General features: G+C 61.9%; 15 protein-coding genes. 6 read left to right on the top strand and 9 right to left on the bottom strand.

Features of this window, described 5'->3' with window-relative positions:
- Nucleotides 1–5: 5 nt before the first annotated feature.
- The 5 genes from PspCFBP13509_RS19420 to PspCFBP13509_RS19440 form a co-directional block, all read right to left on the bottom strand.
- Nucleotides 6–1,073, bottom strand: a complete 1,068-nt coding sequence (locus tag PspCFBP13509_RS19420; protein ID WP_027608557.1) for a phosphotransferase family protein — start codon at nucleotides 1,071–1,073, stop codon at nucleotides 6–8.
- Between the two features lie 129 nt (nucleotides 1,074–1,202).
- On the bottom strand, nucleotides 1,203–2,156 hold the full coding sequence (locus PspCFBP13509_RS19425; protein ID WP_065928000.1) for a 2-hydroxyacid dehydrogenase: 954 nt from the start codon (nucleotides 2,154–2,156) through the stop codon (nucleotides 1,203–1,205).
- A gap of 127 nt (nucleotides 2,157–2,283) precedes the next feature.
- Nucleotides 2,284–2,808: a cysteine hydrolase family protein gene (locus PspCFBP13509_RS19430; protein WP_137212539.1), complete on the bottom strand. Its 525-nt coding sequence runs from the start codon at nucleotides 2,806–2,808 to the stop codon at nucleotides 2,284–2,286.
- A gap of 276 nt (nucleotides 2,809–3,084) precedes the next feature.
- Nucleotides 3,085–3,516: a hypothetical protein gene (locus PspCFBP13509_RS19435; RefSeq protein WP_446730749.1), complete on the bottom strand. Its 432-nt coding sequence runs from the start codon at nucleotides 3,514–3,516 to the stop codon at nucleotides 3,085–3,087.
- 52 nt (nucleotides 3,517–3,568) lie between these two features.
- Complete coding sequence (locus tag PspCFBP13509_RS19440; protein WP_065928002.1) at nucleotides 3,569–4,069, bottom strand: DUF4822 domain-containing protein; 501 nt, start codon at nucleotides 4,067–4,069, stop codon at nucleotides 3,569–3,571.
- A gap of 442 nt (nucleotides 4,070–4,511) precedes the next feature.
- Between PspCFBP13509_RS19440 and PspCFBP13509_RS19445 the strand changes: the two genes are divergently transcribed.
- Nucleotides 4,512–5,789 (top strand): serine/threonine transporter, encoded by a 1,278-nt coding sequence (locus PspCFBP13509_RS19445; protein ID WP_065948238.1) that lies wholly within the window; start codon nucleotides 4,512–4,514, stop codon nucleotides 5,787–5,789.
- A 145-nt stretch (nucleotides 5,790–5,934) separates the two neighbouring features.
- Entirely contained in the window at nucleotides 5,935–7,584 is a 1,650-nt protein-coding gene (locus PspCFBP13509_RS19450) for a SulP family inorganic anion transporter (protein ID WP_065948239.1), read from the top strand.
- A gap of 126 nt (nucleotides 7,585–7,710) precedes the next feature.
- Here the strand turns inward: PspCFBP13509_RS19450 and acnB are convergent, their stop codons facing one another.
- Nucleotides 7,711–10,320 carry a bifunctional aconitate hydratase 2/2-methylisocitrate dehydratase gene (acnB, locus tag PspCFBP13509_RS19455; RefSeq protein WP_065928005.1) on the bottom strand — a complete coding sequence of 870 codons (2,610 nt, stop codon included), beginning with the start codon at nucleotides 10,318–10,320 and terminating at the stop codon, nucleotides 7,711–7,713.
- Nucleotides 10,321–10,716: 396 nt separating this feature from the next.
- On the opposite strand from acnB, the gene PspCFBP13509_RS19460 reads away from it, so the two are divergent.
- Nucleotides 10,717–11,187 (top strand): DUF1289 domain-containing protein, encoded by a 471-nt coding sequence (locus tag PspCFBP13509_RS19460; RefSeq protein WP_065928006.1) that lies wholly within the window; start codon nucleotides 10,717–10,719, stop codon nucleotides 11,185–11,187.
- Nucleotides 11,188–11,221: 34 nt separating this feature from the next.
- On the opposite strand, the gene PspCFBP13509_RS19465 is transcribed toward PspCFBP13509_RS19460, so the two are convergent.
- A complete protein-coding gene (locus tag PspCFBP13509_RS19465) occupies nucleotides 11,222–12,085 on the bottom strand; it encodes a universal stress protein (RefSeq protein WP_027608548.1) in 864 nt (287 codons plus the stop codon).
- Between the two features lie 149 nt (nucleotides 12,086–12,234).
- On the opposite strand from PspCFBP13509_RS19465, the gene miaE reads away from it, so the two are divergent.
- A complete protein-coding gene (miaE, locus tag PspCFBP13509_RS19475; RefSeq protein ID WP_027608547.1) occupies nucleotides 12,235–12,837 on the top strand; it encodes a tRNA-(ms[2]io[6]A)-hydroxylase in 603 nt (200 codons plus the stop codon).
- Here miaE and PspCFBP13509_RS19480 read toward each other — a convergent pair.
- On the bottom strand, nucleotides 12,793–13,992 hold the full coding sequence (locus PspCFBP13509_RS19480; protein WP_137212541.1) for an MFS transporter: 1,200 nt from the start codon (nucleotides 13,990–13,992) through the stop codon (nucleotides 12,793–12,795). The genes miaE and PspCFBP13509_RS19480 overlap by 45 nt on opposite strands.
- Before the next feature lie 157 nt (nucleotides 13,993–14,149).
- Here PspCFBP13509_RS19480 and PspCFBP13509_RS19485 point away from each other — a divergent pair, with 157 nt between their 5' ends.
- Nucleotides 14,150–14,857: a response regulator gene (locus PspCFBP13509_RS19485; RefSeq protein WP_065928008.1), complete on the top strand. Its 708-nt coding sequence runs from the start codon at nucleotides 14,150–14,152 to the stop codon at nucleotides 14,855–14,857.
- Complete coding sequence (locus tag PspCFBP13509_RS19490) at nucleotides 14,858–16,135, top strand: ATP-binding protein (RefSeq protein ID WP_137212542.1); 1,278 nt, start codon at nucleotides 14,858–14,860, stop codon at nucleotides 16,133–16,135.
- Nucleotides 16,136–16,361: 226 nt separating this feature from the next.
- Here the strand turns inward: PspCFBP13509_RS19490 and PspCFBP13509_RS19495 are convergent, their stop codons facing one another.
- Nucleotides 16,362–18,185, bottom strand: coding sequence for a serine hydrolase domain-containing protein (locus PspCFBP13509_RS19495; protein WP_137212543.1), 1,824 nt, complete (start codon nucleotides 18,183–18,185; stop codon nucleotides 16,362–16,364).
- Nucleotides 18,186–18,201 lie beyond the last annotated feature (16 nt).

Raw genomic sequence — 18,201 nt, forward strand, 5'->3', positions numbered from 1 at the left:
ATTCCTTAGAGGGCTGATTTACCGATGACATTCAGGCTCATCTGCTCCAGCAGCTTGTTCATGTGGATGAACTGCGCAAAGCGTTTGTCCTGGGTCTGGCCGTGGAAGAAACGGTAGTAGATCTGCTGCACGATGCCGGCCAGGCGGAACAGGCCGTAGGTGTAGTAGAAGTCGAAATTGTCGATCTGGATCCCGGCGCGCTCAGCGTAGTAATCCACGAACTGGCGGCGGGTGAGCATGCCGGGGGCATTGCTCGGTTGGCGGCGCATCAGTTGCACCGGCGCCGGGTCGTCGGCTTCGATCCAGTAGGCGAGGGTGTTGCCCAGGTCCATCAGCGGGTCGCCGAGGGTGGTCAGTTCCCAATCCAACACGCCGATGATCTGCATCGGGTTGTGCGGGTCGAGGATCACGTTATCGAAGCGGTAGTCGTTATGCACGATGCTCGAGGTGGGATGGTCGGCGGGCATCTTGTCGTTGAGCCAGGCACGTACCTTTTCCCAGTTGGGGGCGTCGGGGGTCAGGGCCTTTTCGTAGCGGTCGCTCCAGCCACCAATCTGGCGTGCCACATAACCTTCAGGCTTGCCCAGGTCGGCCAGGCCGCAGGCGCGGTAGTCGACCTGGTGCAGTTCGACGAACTTGTCGATAAAGCTTTTGCACAACGCCTCGGTCCGGGTGGCATCCAGGCCCAGTTCGGCGGGCAGGTCGGAACGCAGGATGATGCCGTTGACCCGTTCCATCACATAGAACTCGGCGCCGATCACCGACGCGTCGGTGCAGTGCACATAGGCCTTGGGGCAATACGGGAAACCATCCTTGAGCTGGTTGAGAATGCGGTATTCGCGGCCCATGTCGTGGGCGGACTTGGCCTTGTGGCCAAAGGGTGGGCGACGCAGCACGAATTCCTGGCCGGGGTATTCCAGCAGGTAGGTGAGGTTGGATGCGCCACCGGGGAACTGGCTGATCGTGGGCGTGCCGCTCAGGCCTGGGATATGGGCCTTGAGGTAGGGATCGATCAAGTTGGCATCAAGTTCTTCGCCTGGGCGAATCTGGGTCGATTGGTCGTTAAGCGCCATGCTTATCCCTTCTGCTTATTCTAAAGGCGTCGGACTATTTCCTAATCTAATGCGCACCACCGCCCAGCGACAAGGTCGGGGCGGCTTAATAGGTTAGCGTGTTGAAGGGTGATCAGCCTGCCTGATTGGTCATTTTACGGGCGGGGGCAGGACGACCGGGGTAAGCACCGGACGGCCGGCAAAGTACTCCACCAGGTTGTCGGCCACACGCTGCACGGTGTCGTGGGCGGCCTCGGGAGACAGGCCGGCCACATGGGACGTGAGCACGGTATTGCTCAAGCGCTTGAGGGCATCCGGCACCTTGGGTTCATCGTCGAACACGTCCAGCGCCGCACCCCCGATACGGCGTTGTTCAAGGGCGGTGACCAGGTCGGCGGTGACCACCACGCTGCCACGGCCGATATTCACCAGGTAACCGTTCGGGCCGAGGGCGTCCAGGGCGTGGCGGTCGATCAAGTGGCGCGTGCCGGCGCCGCCGGGCGTGGCCAGGACCAGGAAATCCGAGCTGCGCGCCAGCTCCACGGCCGTGGCGCAGTAGGTGTAGTCCACATCATCGCGCGGCTGGCGGTTGTGATAGCTCACTTCCATGCCAAAGCCGAGGGCCGCGCGCTTGGCGATTTCCAGGCCCACCGCGCCGAGCCCGAGGATGCCCAATTGCTTGCCGCCCAGGGACGGGCGCATGACCTTGGGCCATTCGCTGCGGCGTACCGCTGCGTCCGTCTGGGGAATGCCGCGCACCAGCGACAACAGCAGCGCCATGGCGTGGTCGGCCACCGACGGCGCATTCACCCCGGCGCCATTGGTGACCACGATGCCGCGATTGCTCGCGGCCTGCAGGTCGACATGCTCATAACCGGCGCCGATCACGCAGATGATCTCCAGCATTGGCAGGGCCGCGATTTCTTCGGCATACAGGCCCAGCGGGCCCCGGGTCAGTACGGCCTTGATCTGCCCGCCATGGGTCTTGATCGCCTGGGCGCGCTCGCTGGGTGTGGGCGCCAGGATCACATGAAAGTCGTTGCTCTCGATGATTTGCAGGTATTCATTGATGGTTTCAACCAGAACCAGAACAGTGGTGGTCATCGGAAGGCTCTTCCTGAAGGGTTTGAGGGCATCAGTATGCGGGATTTGCAGGAGGGCGCGTTTTGCTCGGGTAGAAAAAATCTACGACTGCAGGCGCGAGCATGCTTGCTCCTACAGTCTGTACCGGTCAGAACCTGACGTCAGCCGCTTTCATACTCAGCCCAAACGCCCCCGCCAGCGTGGCATTGTGATGCGCGATGATCGCCTCGGCCTTCAGCGCCGGGGTGTCCATGCAGGTATGGGCGTCTTCAGGCACGATCACCGAGAAGCCCAGCTCTACCGCCACGCGGCAGGTGGTGTCGATGCAGTACTGGGTTTTCATCCCGACGATCACCAGTTGATTAACCTCCAGGGCTCGCAGTCGTCGGGCCAGGTCGGTACCCAGGAAGCAACTGGGGCGGGTTTTGTCGAGCAGATGGTCGTGAGTTTCGTCTACCAGCAGCCCTTGCCACAGTTGCCAATTCGGACTGCCCGCAGCTATCGGCGAGCCCGCCGGGCCGGTATGGCGGGCGACCAGGATCGGCGCGCCGGCTTCACGGGCGCGGCCGATCAACGAGTTGATGGTGCCCAGCACACGCTCGCGTTCAAAGGGTTTGTCGGGGCCATCGTACAAGCCGGTTTGCATATCGATGATCAACAGGGCATCAGCCATGGTATTGCTCCTTGTGAGTGCCAGGCGACGAAGCAATAAAACGGCCCCGTCCATTGCTGGCGGGGCCTTGGGTTGAATCTGGGTGGTGTTTAGCTTGAGCACCCACGGCAACCGCACGACCCGCCTGGAGCGGTCGTGGTGGTGGTGCGGGTGAGGAGCTGCTGGAAAAAGGTCATGCCTCGATCATGCTGGGACAGGGGCGAGGCTGTCAAATGCATCAGGTGCCGAAAAAGTTGCGCCCCAGCTGGAACAGGGGGCGCGGATGCTAGCGGGAGATCACTGCGGGGGGCTAAGCCGTGCCTTTTCCTGCTCGGCCTGAGCGATGGCCATGAAATTGTAGGTGGGGAAGAATTCCGTGGTGTAGACCCCCCATGCGGTGTTTTCGATCGCCAGGTTGACTTCCGCCAGGCGCGACGCCGGCAGGCGCAGCACAACGATCTGCCCGATACCCATGGTGATGTTCCAGCTCACTACTTCCACTCCTGCTGGTGGGAACACCTTGTGAAATTCCTGCTTGGCCAGTTGTCGTTTCAGTTCGCTCAACGGGCGTGATTGATCGTGTTTAAGAAATACGGTCAACATGACGGCGTTGTCCGCTGTGGCAGCAGCGTTTTTTGCAGGAAGGGTTGTTGAAGTTTGCGCAGTCGCTACACCGGGTAACAGTGTCGCGGCCAGCAGTGCGGGTATTAACAGTTTGCGCATATTCATTGTCGGGTGCCTTGTTTGTTATTCGGTTTTATCATTAAACATGGATGTTTAATCAGTTCGACATGACTGTCTTCATGGGGCCGGTGTAGGGGGCGTGTACCACATAAATCCGAACGGGCGGGTTAGTGCTGACCATATCGCGCGGCACTTCGCGGGAATAAGTGAATTCGCTGCTGTCGAGTTTTTCGAGTCTTCTAACAATGGTTCTGGTCGGGCCAACGTCAGGGACCAGGATATGGGTCTTTTTATCGCCGGTGACCAGGAAGTAACCGCCGCCGCCATCGGCGTGTTTCGAGCGGCCGGTATCGGTGTAGAAGAACTCATAGCGATTGCGCTGCGGGTCCCACATCGATATGCCTACCACGCCGGGGTAGCTGGCCTTGACGTCGGTGTCCGGCTCGCCTTCGATATAAACCTTGGTGGTCAGCCATTGAGGCGAGGAAGCCAGTGCGTGAACGTCAGGTTCAGACGCGGTTTGATTGGCGTAACTTTCAGACGAGCAGAGTAGGCCCGTGATCAACAAACCAGCAAAAACAACAGTGAGTCTTCGCATATTGGAATCCTTGTTATTTTAAATAAGCATGTTGTTCTTCGAATGGAGCGGGGCGATGTTAGGTTGGTTCTTGGCGAATGCTCAATGGCTATGTAGGGTTGTGTAACAATTGCAAGGTTGTTGTGGTTAAACTTTTATTTAGATATAAGGTGTTTCTGGTCTTGCTGTAGGCGACTTCTCTAAAAGTATGGGAAGTCCATTGGTTAGAATCCCCGATCGCGCTCGTCAATGGCGCCTGGCAGCCACTCGAGAAACCCGCGGCAGCCCCCCGAAACCACTGCCCAGGGCCGCGCTTGAGCCTCTGCACCGCATAACCGTTCCTCAGCTAAGTCTTTGCTTATTCACGAGAATCCCGGACAATCCGGCCCCTTCTATGGTCGGGGCGCTGCCTGTCAGGTTTTTCTGACTCGTCCCGGCCGTGTAAATGCGGAGATCCGACCGGATGAATGATCAGGCCAATAGCGTCGACGAACGCTATGCAACGACACCTGCAACCCTCTCAAGCTGGAGCCGCCAGGACACCACCTGGATGCTTGGCCTGTTCGGCACCGCCATTGGCGCCGGCACCTTGTTCCTGCCGATCAACGCCGGCCTGGGCGGCTTCTGGCCCTTGGTGATCCTGGCGGTGCTGGCGTTCCCGATGACGTTCTTTGCCCACCGTGGCCTGACCCGTTTCGTACTCTCCGGTCGTGCGGGCTCCGACATCACCGATGTGGTCGAAGAGCATTTCGGCATCAAGGCCGGTGCGTTGATCACGCTGCTGTACTTCTTCGCGATCTTCCCGATCCTGCTGATCTACAGCGTGGCCCTGACCAACACGGTCAGCAGCTTCATGGAGCACCAGTTGCACATCATGCCGCCGCCACGGGCGTTGCTGGCGTTTGTGCTGATCCTGGGGCTGCTGGCGGTGGTGCGTTGCGGTGAGCAGGTGATCGTCAAGGCCATGAGCCTGATGGTGTACCCGTTTATCGTCGCCTTGCTGTTCCTCGCGGTGTACCTGATCCCCCATTGGAACGGTGGCATCCTCAGCACCGCCAGTGTGGTGCCGGCACCGTCGGCGTTGCTCAACACCCTGTGGCTGGCGATTCCGGTGATGGTGTTCTCGTTCAACCACTCGCCGATCATCTCGGCGTTTGCGGTCGACCAGAAGCGCCAGTACGGCGAACACGCCGATGAGCGCAGTTCGCAGATCCTGTCCCGCGCGCACCTGTTGATGGTGGTGATGGTGCTGTTCTTCGTGTTCAGTTGCGTGCTGACCCTGTCGCCGGTGCAGTTGGGTGAGGCGAAAGCGCAGAACCTGTCGATCCTGTCGTACCTGGCCAACCACTTCAACAACCCGACCATCGCGTTTGCCGCGCCGTTGATCGCGTTCGTGGCGATTGCCAAGTCGTTCCTGGGTCACTACATCGGCGCCAGCGAAGGCCTCAAGGGCCTGGTGCTCAAAAGCGGTCGCCGTCCGGCCGCCAAGACCCTGGACCGCATGACCGCCGCCTTCATGCTGGTGGTGTGCTGGATCGTTGCCACGCTGAACCCGAGCATCCTTGGCATGATCGAGACCCTGGGCGGGCCGATCATCGCGTCGATCCTGTTCCTGATGCCGATGTACGCGATCCGCAAGGTGCCGGCCATGGCCAGGTACCGTGGGCAGGCGTCCAACGTGTTTGTCACGGCGGTGGGCCTGGTGGCGATTACCGCATTGATTTATTCGCTGCTGTCCTGACCCCGGGGCTCACGCCCGCAAGCCGATTCGCGCACACCGCGAATCGGCTTTTTTTTTGCCTGCGCAAAAGCTGACGCGGCGCAACCGTCGCCGACCAATGAGGGCTAAGCTTACCCACGCTTTTTGCCAGGATGGGTTGGGCCGATTGAAGACTGAAACCGATGCACCCGTTGCCGTAACCTCTAACCGCACCCAAGACCTGCTGGCCGGCTTATCCATTGCCGGTTTGCTGCTGCCGGAGGCCGTGGCCTATTCCAGTATTGCCGCGCTGCCGCCCCAGGCCGGGGTGATCGCCTTGTTTGCCGGGCTGGTGTGCTATGGCCTGTTCGGCAGCAGCCGCTTTGCGATTGTCTCGGCCACCTCGTCGTCGGCAGCCGTGTTGGCGGCGGCCACGGCGAGCCTGGCGGGTGACGACCCGGCACTGAGGCTGTCCCTGGCCTTCGGGCTGGTGTTGCTCACCGGGGTGTTTTTCCTGTTGGCCGGACTGTTCAAGCTCGGCGGCGTCACCTCGTTTATCGCCAAACCGGTATTGCGTGGCTTCGCCTTCGGCCTGGCGCTGACCATCATCCTCAAGCAATTGGCCGGTGTGGTGGGTGTGCACCTCACCGATAACAACCTGATCCGTTTTCTGCCGCAGTTGCTGGAGCAGCTGCCGCGCTGGAACTGGCCTGCGGCACTGGTGGCGACGCTGGCGTTGCTGGTGCTGTGGCTGTGCGCACGCCTCCCGCGCCTGCCCGGTGGCCTGGTGGTCGTGGTGCTCGGCATCGCTGCCGGGCAGTACCTGGACCTGCAGGCCTATGGGGTGGCGCAGATCGGCATGATCGACCTGCGCCTGGAGCTGGGGCATTTGCCGGTGCTGCCGTTTGCCGACTGGCTGCGCCTGGGGGAATTGGCGTTTGCGCTGGTGATGATCCTATACGCGGAGTCCTACGGCTCTATCAGTTCGTTCGCGCTCAAGCATGGTGACCGGGTGTCATCCAACCGTGACCTGCTGGCGCTGGGCGCGGCCAACCTGGTCTCCGGGTTGTTCCACGGCATGCCGGCCGGTGCCGGGTATTCGGCGACGTCGGCCAACGAGGCGGCCGGCGCCTATTCGCGCCTGGCGGGGATTGTCGCGGCGCTGGTGATCTTGCTGATTGTGCTGACGGTGCTGCCTTATGTCGCGCTCACGCCGGAGCCGGTGCTGGCCGCCGTCGTCATCTATGCCCTGGGACGAGGCTTGAGCGTGCAGCCGCTGGGGCGTTATTTCCTGTGGCGGCGCGATCGCGTGCTGGTGATCTGTGCGGTAACGGCAGTGCTGGTGCTCGGTGTGCTGGATGGTTTACTGGTGGCGGTCGCAATCAGCGTGATGTTGATGCTGCGCCAGATGTCCTCAGCCGACATCCAGGTGCTGGGGCGCTTGGGTGACAGTCATGACTTTGTCGATCGCCAGCACCATGCCGATGCCCTGGCCGTGCCGGGGGTCTTGATCGTCCGGCCCAGCGAGGCGCTGTTTTTTGCCAATGCCGAACGCATCCTGGGCGCGGCCTTGCGCCTGATGCGCCAGTCGCCGGTCGAGGCGGTGGTGTTGAGCCTGGAAGAATCCCCGGACCTGGACGGCACCAGCATCGAAGCCCTGGCGGCGTTTTTTGCCCAGGTGCGCGGGGAGGGCAAGCGCCTGGTGTTGGCCCGTGTGCGGCATGACGCCCGCGAGGTGTTGCAGGGGTTGCCCGAAGCGCTCGCGCCCCATGTGCTGCTCAGTGGCTTGAGCGTCGATGGCGCGGTGCAGTTGGCGCTTGAAGTGGGCAAAGCGTAACGCGTGGGGCTTGCCCTCGATAGCGGTGGGTCAGTGACAGATGCATCAACTGAATGTGTTTGTATTCCAGGCATAAAAAACGCCGCGTACCTTGCGATACGCGGCGTCTTTCACATCAACACACCGTTAAGCCTGGATCACCGGGATGTTGGCGCTTGCTGCGATTTTGCGGAACTCGGCGATCTGGTCGAAGTTCAGGTAGCGGTAGACGTCACTGGCCATGGTGTCCAGTTTCGCTGCGTAGCCCATGTACTCTTCGACGGTCGGCAGGCGACCCAGGGTGGAGGCGACTGCCGCCAGCTCAGCCGAAGCCAGGTAGACGTTCGCGCCGTCACCCAGGCGGTTCGGGAAGTTACGGGTCGACGTCGATACCACGGTCGAGTTCGGCTCTACACGTGCCTGGTTACCCATGCACAGCGAGCAGCCCGGCATTTCCATGCGCGCGCCAGCCTTGCCGTAGATGCCGTAGTAGCCTTCTTCGGTCAACTGGTGAGCGTCCATCTTGGTCGGCGGCGACAGCCACAGGCGAGTTGGCAACTGACCCTTGACCTGCTCCAGCAGCTTACCGGCAGCGCGGAAGTGACCGATGTTGGTCATGCACGAACCGATGAACACTTCGTCGATCTTCTCGCCAGCAACGCTGGACAGCAGACGGGCATCGTCCGGGTCGTTCGGCGCGCAGAGGATCGGCTCGTTGATTTCGGCCAGGTCGATCTCGATGACTTCGGCGTATTCCGCGTCGGCATCGGCTTCCATCAGTTCCGGGTTGGCGACCCAGGCTTCCATCGCTTGGGCGCGACGTTCCAGGGTGCGGGCATCGCCGTAGCCTTCGCCGATCATCCAGCGCAGCAGGGTGATGTTGGAGTTCAGGTACTCGGTGACGGATTCTTTCGACAGCTTGATGGTGCAACCGGCAGCCGAACGTTCGGCCGATGCGTCGGAGAGCTCGAAAGCCTGCTCCAGCGTCAGGTCGTTCAGGCCTTCGATTTCCAGGATGCGGCCGGAGAAGGCGTTTTTCTTGCCTTTCTTCTCTACGGTCAGCAGGCCAGCCTGGATCGCGTAGTAAGGAATGGCATGAACCAGGTCGCGCAGGGTGATGCCAGGTTTCATCTTGCCTTTGAAGCGCACCAGGATCGATTCCGGCATGTCCAGCGGCATGACGCCGGTGGCTGCGGCGAACGCGACCAGACCGGAACCGGCCGGGAACGAGATGCCCATCGGGAAACGGGTGTGGGAGTCACCACCGGTGCCGACGGTATCCGGCAGCAGCATGCGGTTCAGCCAGCTGTGGATGATGCCGTCGCCTGGACGCAGCGATACACCGCCACGGGTCATGATGAAGTCAGGCAGGGTGTGGTGGGTGGTCACGTCGATCGGCTTTGGATACGCCGCGGTGTGGCAGAAGGACTGCATCACCAGGTCGGTCGAGAAGCCCAGGCACGCCAGGTCTTTCAGTTCGTCACGGGTCATCGGACCGGTGGTGTCCTGGGAACCCACGGTGGTCATCTTCGGTTCGCAGTAGGTACCTGGACGAACGCCTTTGCCTTCCGGCAGGCCGCAGGCCTTGCCGACCATTTTCTGGGCCAGGGTGAAACCCTTGCCCGTGTCGACCGGTGCTTCAGGCAGCTTGAACAGGTCGGTAGGGCCCAGGCCCAGCTCGGCGCGCGCCTTGTCGGTCAGGCCACGGCCGATGATCAGCGGGATACGGCCGCCGGCGCGAACTTCGTCGAGCAGGACCGGGGTCTTCATTTCGAAGGTGGTCAGGACTTCGTCGGTGCCGTGCTTGCAGACTTTGCCAGCATGAGGGTACAGGTCGATCACGTCGCCCATGTTCATGTTGGTCACGTCGAATTCGATCGGCAGTGCGCCGGCATCTTCCATGGTGTTGTAGAAGATGGGAGCGATCTTGCTGCCGAAGCAGAAGCCGCCGGCGCGCTTGTTCGGCACGTAGGGAACGTCGTCGCCGAAGAACCACAGCACCGAGTTGGTCGCGGATTTACGCGAAGAGCCGGTACCGACCACGTCACCGACGTAGGCGATCGGGAAGCCTTGGCCGCGCATTTCTTCGATCTGCTTCATCGGGCCGGTCTTGCCTTGCTCGTCCGGCACGATGCCTTCACGTGCCATTTTCAACATGGCCAGGGCGTGCAGCGGGATGTCAGGGCGGGACCAGGCGTCCGGGGCAGGGGACAGGTCGTCGGTGTTGGTTTCGCCGGTGACCTTGAACACGCGCAGGCTGATCTTGTCGGCCAGGGTCGGGCGGTTACGGAACCACTCGCCGTCAGCCCAGGACTGGATCACGCCTTTGGCGTGCTCGTTGCCGTTGCGGGCTTTTTCGGCGACGTCGTGGAACGCATCGAACATCAGCAGGGTGTGCTTGAGTTGGGCAGCCGCGACAGGCGCCAGCTCGGCGTCGTCCAGCAGCTCGACCAACGTCACGATGTTGTAGCCGCCCTGCATGGTGCCGAGCAGTTCAACCGCGCGTTTCTTGTCGATCAGGGGGGAAGTGGCTTCGCCCTTGGCCAGGGCAGACAGGAAGCCGGCCTTGACGTAGGCAGCTTCGTCAACGCCCGGTGGAATACGGTTGGTGATCAGGTCAACGAGGAATTCTTCTTCGCCAGCCGGGGGATTCTTCAGCAGCTCAACCAGGCCTGCGGTTTGTTCGGCATTAAGCGGCTGGGGAACGATACCCAGTGCTGCACGCTCTTCGATATGTTTGCGGTAGGCTTCAAGCACAGTTATTACCCTCATCAGTGGTCCCACGGGACGCTCATCCAGAAATGAACGGCACGCATGCGCTCGGGGGCTTTTTGGGCCGCAAAGCCAGCGCTGCCGGCATTCCTTACAGAAGCTGCTTTCAAAGTTTTACGCCTGCAGAACGGAGCTGATGAGGGTTGGCGCTGATCATTACCTGCCGGGTAATGACCAGCGCCAACACCGTTCTGAAGGAACGACTGTGCTCGTGACGCTTTGAAAACAGCTTCCAGCGGATTATTGGCGCCTTACAAGGCCGGATGATTCTACGGCAAAAAATTTCTAAAGGTAAGTTGCATCACCAAGTTTGCTGGGTGATCAACCTTAGACAAAGGGCTAACATGGCGCACTGTTTCGCTGATTTGCGTGTTGTTGCCCATGTCCAACCAAACCATCAAGACCCCCTGCGTCGGCCTGTGCTCCACGGTCTACGGCGATCTCGTGTGCCGTGGCTGCAAGCGTTTCCACCACGAAGTGATCCAGTGGAATGGCTATAACGAGGAAGAAAAACGCGCGGTCTGGCTGCGGCTGGAGCAACTGTTGGTGCAGGTAATGGCCGGCAAACTCGAGATTTTCGACCCCAAGACCCTGCGCGGCCAACTGGAGCAACGCAAGATCCGTTTCGTGCCGCACCAGTCCGAGTACTGCTGGGCGTACCAGCTGATTGCCCGCGGCGCGCGGGTGATCAATAACCTGGAGGCGTACGGCATGGTGCTGTTGCCGGAGTTTCGCGACTGGGCCTTGCCGGAACTGCGCGATGCCATCGACCGTGAGTTCTTCATTCTGTCCGAGGCCCATTACCAGCGCTATATCGCCCCGGGGTTCCTGAGAGACGCGCTCGCTGACTGACAACACACACCCAACTGTGGGAGGGGGATCGGCGTCAGGCCTTGGTCGCCAGTTCCTCCAGGTGATCCATCAACGTCTGCGGCTTGAGCACCAGTACATCACTGTCCACCGCATCCAGGATCACCTCCGCCGTATTACCGATCAACGCCCCGGAAATGCCGGTGCGCCCCACCGTGCCTATGATGGTCACGGCCGCTTTCAATGTGTGGGCCAGGTGGGGGATCAATACATCCGCCGGGCCCTCCTCGACATGCAGGTGCGCGTCATCCACATCGAATTCCGCCTGGAACGCCTTGCACTGCTCCCGATAACGCGCCTCGATGGTTTCCTTGAGCTGGAACGTCGGGTCCGCCGCCGACAACATCGGCGACGGATGGGCGCTGATCACATGCAACTGCGCCTTGGCCAGGCTGGCGATGTCGAAGCCATGGTCGATGATCGCGTGATGCAGCTCGCGGTGTTCCCCGTCGTTGTTGCCCACATCGATCGCCGCCAGAATTACCCCGCCCGCCCACGGTGTGGACGTCTTGACCAGCAACACCGGCGTCGGGCACAAGCGCAACAGCTTCCAGTCCGCCGGCGTCAGCAGCGCCTTTTTAAGCGGGCTGTCGGGAAAGTGCTGCTTGATCACCAGCCCACAGCCTTCGGCCTGCTGCACATCGATAATGGTGTCATGCAGGCTTTCATTCCACGCCTGCTCGGTGGTCACGCTGTAACCGTCCTCCTGCAAGCCGGCCTTGAGCAGGCTCAACAGCGCCGAATGCTCGTGTTTCTTGTCGCAGACCAGCAAGTGCAGGTGCGCGCCGGTAACCCCGGCGATCAGCTTGGCGCGCTTGAGGGCCAGGCTTTCCGAATGCGCGGGCTCGATGACCACCAGGATGCTGCGAATGGCTTGCATGATCGGATCTCCAAAAGGGTGGGCGTGGAACAACTATAGTTGCTGCCCGCCAGACGTCATGTTGATGCACATCAAGGCCGGTGGCTGGTGGTCTGCGGCGCGGTGGGTATAATCGGCGGCCTTTTTGTGATCCTTTGTCCGTGAGCCCGATGAACCTGCCCGAAATCCACGAATTCCTCGGTTGCCGAACCCCCGATGCCTGGGTGCAGGCCGCATTGGCCGATCAGGACACCCTGTTGATCGACCACAAGAACTGCGAATTCAAAGCGGCCAGCACCGCCCTGAGCCTGATCGCCAAGTACCACGCCCATGTTGACCTGATCAATATGATGTCGCGGCTGGCCCGGGAAGAACTGGTGCACCATGAGCAGGTCATGCGCCTGATCAAGAAGCGCAAGGTCGAGTTGCGCCAACTGCACGCCGGGCGCTATGCCTCCGGTTTGCGCAAGGTGGTGCGCAGCCACGAACCGGTCAAGCTGGTGGATACCCTGGTGGTCGGCGCCTTTATCGAAGCGCGCAGTTGCGAGCGTTTCGAAGCCCTGGTGCCGCATTTGGACGAAGAACTCGGCAAGTTCTACTTCGGCCTGCTGAAAAGCGAGGCGCGGCACTTCCAGGGTTACCTGAAGCTGGCCTACCAGTACGGCGACGCCAAGGACATCGCCCAGGTGATCGAGCGGGTGAGGGCGGCCGAGCAGGAACTGATCGAATCACCCGACATCGAGTTCCGCTTTCACAGTGGCGTGCCAGCCTGAGGCCACGGCCACGCCGATCAAGGCGCTGATCCCGGTCAGTAGCAGGATCACCGTCTGCGTGCCCAAGGGCGCCGCCAGCACTGCAATCACCAGGCCCGCCAGCGGCTGGGCCAGGTTGTTGAGCAAGGTGATCACGCCCACGGTCTTGCCGAAGTCCTGCACTGGAATGACCCGCTGACGAGTACTGCGCAGGTAAACGTTGAACATCTTGTCGAAGCCGGTGACCAGCAGGAATCCCAGGGTGTACGCCCACAGGCTGGGACTGACCGCCATCACCAACGCCCCGGCGCCGATCATCGAGTAAGACAGCCCGCCCAGCACTTTCAAGGGCAACGTGGCGCGCGCCAGGTAAAACAGAATTGCGATGGTCACCCCCGCGCCGGCCGCCTGCAGCAGGGCATAGGTGTCCTTGTCGGCAGCGTAGAGGCCGGTGACCATGGCCGCGGAGGTGGCCAGCGTCACGCCGATGATCAGGTTCACACCGACCGCCAGGGTAATGATCCGCTTCAGCTCCGCCAGGTTGCGGATATGCCCGAACGCGATGCGCAGCGGTTGCAGCCAGATATCCCGGTGCTGCTGATGGGTTTCCAGGCTTGCCGTGGTTTTACGCTGCCAGGCCAGCATCGCCAGGTCCGCCAGCACAAACAGCCCGGCAATCCCCAGCACCACCCAGTGCCAGGCCCACACCTCCAGCATCAGCGCGGCCACCAGCGGCCCCAGCACCAGCCCGCTCTGGTCGGCGATCTGCGAGTAGGAGAGGGTCTTGGCATAGCTGTACTGCTGGAAGACATGCGGCATCAGCACTTCGCGGGCCATGATGCCCTGGGTCGTCAGCACCCCGCATAACGCCGACAGCAGCACCAGCCAGTAGATACCGTCGAACACCCCATACAACGCCACCGCCATCACACAGGCCAGTGCCCGGTAAACCTGGCTGATATGCAGGATGCGCACCGGCGAATACTTGTCGCACAACGCCCCGCACACCGGAAACGCGAGATAGCGCGGCAGTGATTCGACAAAGAAGGCCAGCCCGGCCCAGGACACGCTGTGGGTGGTCTGGAACACGATCAGTGGCACGATAAACAACAGGATCTGGTCCGCCAGCCGCGACAGGAACAGCGAAACGAAGAACGCCAGGTAATCCTTGCGCATACAACTCCCTGTGGATGGCGTTAAAAAATGCAGGCTATTTGTTAAAAACTCTTAAAAGCATGAAGCTTCGTCGGCACCAACTGGCCAGTTGCTTTGGTTGACCAGCTTGCCACCTATAATGCCCGCTCTTCAATCCGTCTTTGCACACTGAGAACTTATGGAAAACCTGGGTCTGGGCAAGGTCCTGCTCGTTGAGGACGACGAGAAGCTGGCAGGGCTGATCGCGCATTTTCTGTCACAGCATGGCTTTGAGGTCCGCGTGGTGCACCGCGGCGATGAAGCCCTGGCGGCGTTCCTCGACTTCAAACCCAAGATTGTCGTGCTCGACCTGATGCTGCCGGGCCAGAGTGGCCTGCATGTGTGCCGCGAGATCCGCACGGTGTCCGACACTCCCATTGTGATCCTCACTGCCAAGGAAGACGACCTGGACCATATCCTCGGCCTGGAGTCGGGTGCCGACGACTATGTGATCAAGCCGATCAAGCCGCCGGTACTACTGGCACGCCTGCGCGCCCTGCAACGTCGCCAGGCGCCCGAGCCGACGGTGCGCGGCGCCCTCGCGTTCGGCCGCTTGGCGATTGACCGCAGTTGCCGGGTGGTCAGCCTGGGGGACGAGCAGATCGACCTCACCACCATGGAGTTCGAGCTGCTGTGGTTGCTGGCCAGCAGCGCGGGCAAGATTCTTTCCCGCGACGACATCCTCAACCGCATGCGCGGCATTGCCTTTGACGGCCTTAACCGCAGCGTCGACGTGTACATCAGCAAGCTGCGCGGCAAGCTCAACGACAACCCCCGTGAGCCGGTGTGCATCAAGACCATCTGGGGCAAGGGCTATCTGTTCAATCCGTTTGCGTGGGAGGTCTAGATGCTGCGCCTGTTTCTGCGCCTGTATGTGATTCTGGCGATCGGCCTGGCGGGGGCGATCTGGCTGGTCAACTACACCTTCGACGAACTGCTCCCCGAAGCCAACGAGACCTATAACCGCGAAGCCATGCGTGGCCCGGCATACGGCTTGGTGGAGCAATTGCGGCCGTTGCCCGTGGCGCAGCGCGCCGCACGGCTGGCCGAGTTGCAGTCCCACTACGGCCTGCGCCTGAAGCTGGTGCAGAAGGATGCCCAGGCCCTCACCGAGCGCGAACAAAAGCTTCTGGAACAGGGCTTGCTGGTGGTGCGCGGCGACTTTATGGAGTTTCTCACGGCCATCGACGGTGGCCCGCAACTGCTGGAAATCAAACTGCCGGAAGAGCCCAAGTGGTTATACCTGTGGGCCTACGGTTTTCTCGGGCTGTGCCTGGCCATCGTCCTGTATTTCTGGGTGCGCCCGCACTGGCGCGACCTGGAACATATCCGCCTGGCCGCGCAGCGCTTCGGCGACAACGACCTCGGCTCGCGCATCCTGCTGCCGCGCAGCTCCACCGTGCGTGCGCTGGCCGGGCACTTCAACCAGATGGCCGAGCGCATCGAAAGCCTGATCGCCAACCAGCGCGAACTCACCAATGCGGTGTCCCACGAACTGCGTACACCGATTGCACGGTTATCGTTCGAACTCGACCAACTCAAGCAACAGGCCGACCCGCGCCAGCGGGGCGAATTGATCGCCGATATGTACGCCGACCTCGGCGAGCTGGAGGAGATGGTGTCCGAGCTGCTCACCTACGCCAGCCTGGAGCGCGGCGCCACTCAGGTCACCCGCGAGCGCATCGAGGCCCACAGCTGGCTCGACAGCGTGATCGGCAGCGTCGCGCTGGAGGCGGAGGCGGCCGGTATCCAGCTGACGTTGCGTACCTGCGAGGTCGACTTTATCCAGATCGAGCCGCGCTTCATGGCCCGCGCCGTGATCAACCTGCTGCGCAATGCCATCCGTTATGCCGAGCGCCGGGTCGAGGTGTCGCTGGTGAAGTTCGGCGAGGGCTACGAAGTGCGTGTGTGTGACGACGGCCCCGGCGTGCCCGAGGACGGCCGGGCCAGGATCTTCCAGCCCTTCATGCGCCTGGATGCCAGTCGCGACCGCCGCACCGGCGGCTTCGGCCTCGGCCTGGCGCTGGTGCAGCGGGTGTCGCAGTGGCATGGCGGGCACGTGCACGTGATGGATTCGGAGTGGGGCGGGGCGTCGTTTCGCATGACGTGGGCGTATGCCGAGTAATACATTTTGAATGCTGTGGAGATCAAATGTGGGGGGGGGGGCGAGCCCTCTCCCACATTTTTTGACTGGCTTACCCTGTCAAAAGGTGTATTCCAGCCCCATCACCGACGCCTGCTAACGACGCCCCACAATCGGGCTCTCGCCTGCGTCATCCGCCAGGTATTGCACATCCAGCAGGCACTGTGAAGAGAGCGACAGATGCAGGGTTTTTGAACACATAAGGGGGTTAGAAGGCCAAGGGTTTATAAGGGGAGCGGGTGCGTTTGAAGGCGTAGCCCGAAGCGCTGAGACCGTTGATCTGGCGGCTCACCGTATCGCCCAGGCCATAGCCGTTGCCGGCGAGGACGGCATGGGCGTTGTCGATGGGCAGCAGGATGTAGTCGGTCAGCGGTTCGTCGTGCAGTTGGCCGCGGATCACCAGGAAGCCGTCTTCCAGGCGCACGCTGATGCCGCTCAGGGGGGCGTCCGGCTCATGGGTGTTGAGCACTTGATAGGTCCCGATGGTGTCGGCCCAGGCCGAGGGCAAGGGCGGCGGTTCGATGCGCTCACCGATAGCCACGCGCTGGCCGTGGCTGCGGGCGGTGAGCATCTGGCGGCCTTGCACGCTGATCACGTCCAGTTGCACGCGGCCCAGTTCGCCGAGGTCCTTGAGCCAGAAGCCGAGCACTTTCTTCTGCGCGCGCAACCAGCCATCGTCGTCGCGCAATAATTCGAAGGTGTAGCCGGCCAACTCGCCCGACAGCCGCTGATCGTCATCCTTGATCCGGAACACGCCCCAGGCGGTGGCGTAGAAGCCGGCCAGGCGCCTGCGGTCGATGGCGGCCGGCACGTGGCGCAGTTTCAGGCCGTGGCTGGGCGCCTGGCAGTCGTCGGCGCAGACGGCGTGGCCGGTTTGCGCCTGGAGCAGCAGGCGCAGGGTGTCGGTGGCCAGGCCGGCCACCAGGTCTTCGGCGTTGCTGTCATTGGCCATGATGATCACGGCCAGTTGTTGGTCGGGCAGCAGGCTCAACTGCGCGGCAAAATCATCGCCGCCACCGCTGTGCTGGTAGGTGCGTATACCGGGGCCGACGGGTTCGTCACCGCATGGGGCGAGGAACCAGCCCAGGCCCATCTGGCAATCGAAGTCCAGCGCATTGCCGGTGTTCTGCTGGGTGAACATCGCGTCGATCGAAGCGCTGCCCAGCACGCGGTTGCCTTTGTAGACGCCTTGGGCGAAGAGCATGTGCACGTAATGCGCGAGGTCTTTCGGGCTGGCCCACAGGCCGCTGGCGGCGATGTCGCGCACCGGGGCATCGGTACTGGCAACGCCGTCCGTGTAGCCCAGGGCGCGGAACGCCTGCTGGCTGGCGGTGCCGACAAAACTCGACTGGTTCATTTCCAGCGGCTTGAGCAGGCTGTTTTGCAACTGGGCTTCAAAGCTTTTGCCGCTGCTGCGCTCGATGGCCGCGCCCACCAGGGCATAACCGAGGTTGGAATACGCCACCTGCGAGCCTGGCGGGCTGCTCAGCCAAACCCCCGACACGCGCATCGGCATCTGCCCCATGGCGTAGGTGCTGTGCAGGTCACGCAGGTGTTCACTGGGCAGGCCGGACTGGTGGCTGAGTAAACGCCGCAGGGTCACAGCGCGGTCGGCAGCGGCCTGGTCGTCATGAAAGCGCGAGCGCACGTAAAACTCGCGCAAGGTCTGCTGGATCGGCGCATCCAGCGCCAGCCGCTGTTGTTCCACACATTGCAGCGCGGCCGTGGCGGTGAGCAGCTTGGAAATGCCACCGGCACGGAACGCGGTGTTGGGCGTGACCGGCACGCCCCGGGCCTTGTCGGCCAGGCCGAAGCCCTGGGCCCAGATCAGCTCCTGGCCATTGACCAGGGCAATCGACAGGCCGGCGATATGCTCTTGGGCGATCGCCCGGGGAATGCGGGCTTGCAGGTAGCGGATGATCGCGCCGTAGTCACCCTTCTGAATGGGCGGCGGTGCCGGCGGTTGCCCATGGCAACCGAGGCTGCCCAGCAGGCAACCCAGCAGCGGAATACCGCGCAATCTGCGAAACATGAGGAGCACCCGAATG

Source organism: Pseudomonas sp. CFBP13509 (assembly GCF_005233485.1).
In the GTDB taxonomy this organism is placed as follows: domain Bacteria; phylum Pseudomonadota; class Gammaproteobacteria; order Pseudomonadales; family Pseudomonadaceae; genus Aquipseudomonas; species Aquipseudomonas marginalis.

Bases quoted from the DNA above. Each gene is read 5' to 3' on its own strand.
- PspCFBP13509_RS19490 (WP_137212542.1), top strand. From the start codon at position 14,858: ATGCTGCGCCTGTTTCTGCGCCTGTATGTGATTCTGGCGATCGGCCTG.
- PspCFBP13509_RS19465 (WP_027608548.1), bottom strand. From the start codon at position 12,085: ATGCAAGCCATTCGCAGCATCCTGGTGGTCATCGAGCCCGCGCATTCG.
- PspCFBP13509_RS19440 (WP_065928002.1), bottom strand. From the start codon at position 4,069: ATGCGAAGACTCACTGTTGTTTTTGCTGGTTTGTTGATCACGGGCCTA.
- PspCFBP13509_RS19485 (WP_065928008.1), top strand. From the start codon at position 14,150: ATGGAAAACCTGGGTCTGGGCAAGGTCCTGCTCGTTGAGGACGACGAG.
- PspCFBP13509_RS19430 (WP_137212539.1), bottom strand. From the start codon at position 2,808: ATGGCTGATGCCCTGTTGATCATCGATATGCAAACCGGCTTGTACGAT.
- PspCFBP13509_RS19480 (WP_137212541.1), bottom strand. From the start codon at position 13,992: ATGCGCAAGGATTACCTGGCGTTCTTCGTTTCGCTGTTCCTGTCGCGG.
- PspCFBP13509_RS19445 (WP_065948238.1), top strand. From the start codon at position 4,512: ATGAATGATCAGGCCAATAGCGTCGACGAACGCTATGCAACGACACCT.
- PspCFBP13509_RS19460 (WP_065928006.1), top strand. From the start codon at position 10,717: ATGTCCAACCAAACCATCAAGACCCCCTGCGTCGGCCTGTGCTCCACG.
- PspCFBP13509_RS19425 (WP_065928000.1), bottom strand. From the start codon at position 2,156: ATGACCACCACTGTTCTGGTTCTGGTTGAAACCATCAATGAATACCTG.
- miaE (WP_027608547.1), top strand. From the start codon at position 12,235: ATGAACCTGCCCGAAATCCACGAATTCCTCGGTTGCCGAACCCCCGAT.
- PspCFBP13509_RS19420 (WP_027608557.1), bottom strand. From the start codon at position 1,073: ATGGCGCTTAACGACCAATCGACCCAGATTCGCCCAGGCGAAGAACTT.
- PspCFBP13509_RS19495 (WP_137212543.1), bottom strand. From the start codon at position 18,185: ATGTTTCGCAGATTGCGCGGTATTCCGCTGCTGGGTTGCCTGCTGGGC.
- PspCFBP13509_RS19435 (WP_446730749.1), bottom strand. From the start codon at position 3,516: ATGAATATGCGCAAACTGTTAATACCCGCACTGCTGGCCGCGACACTG.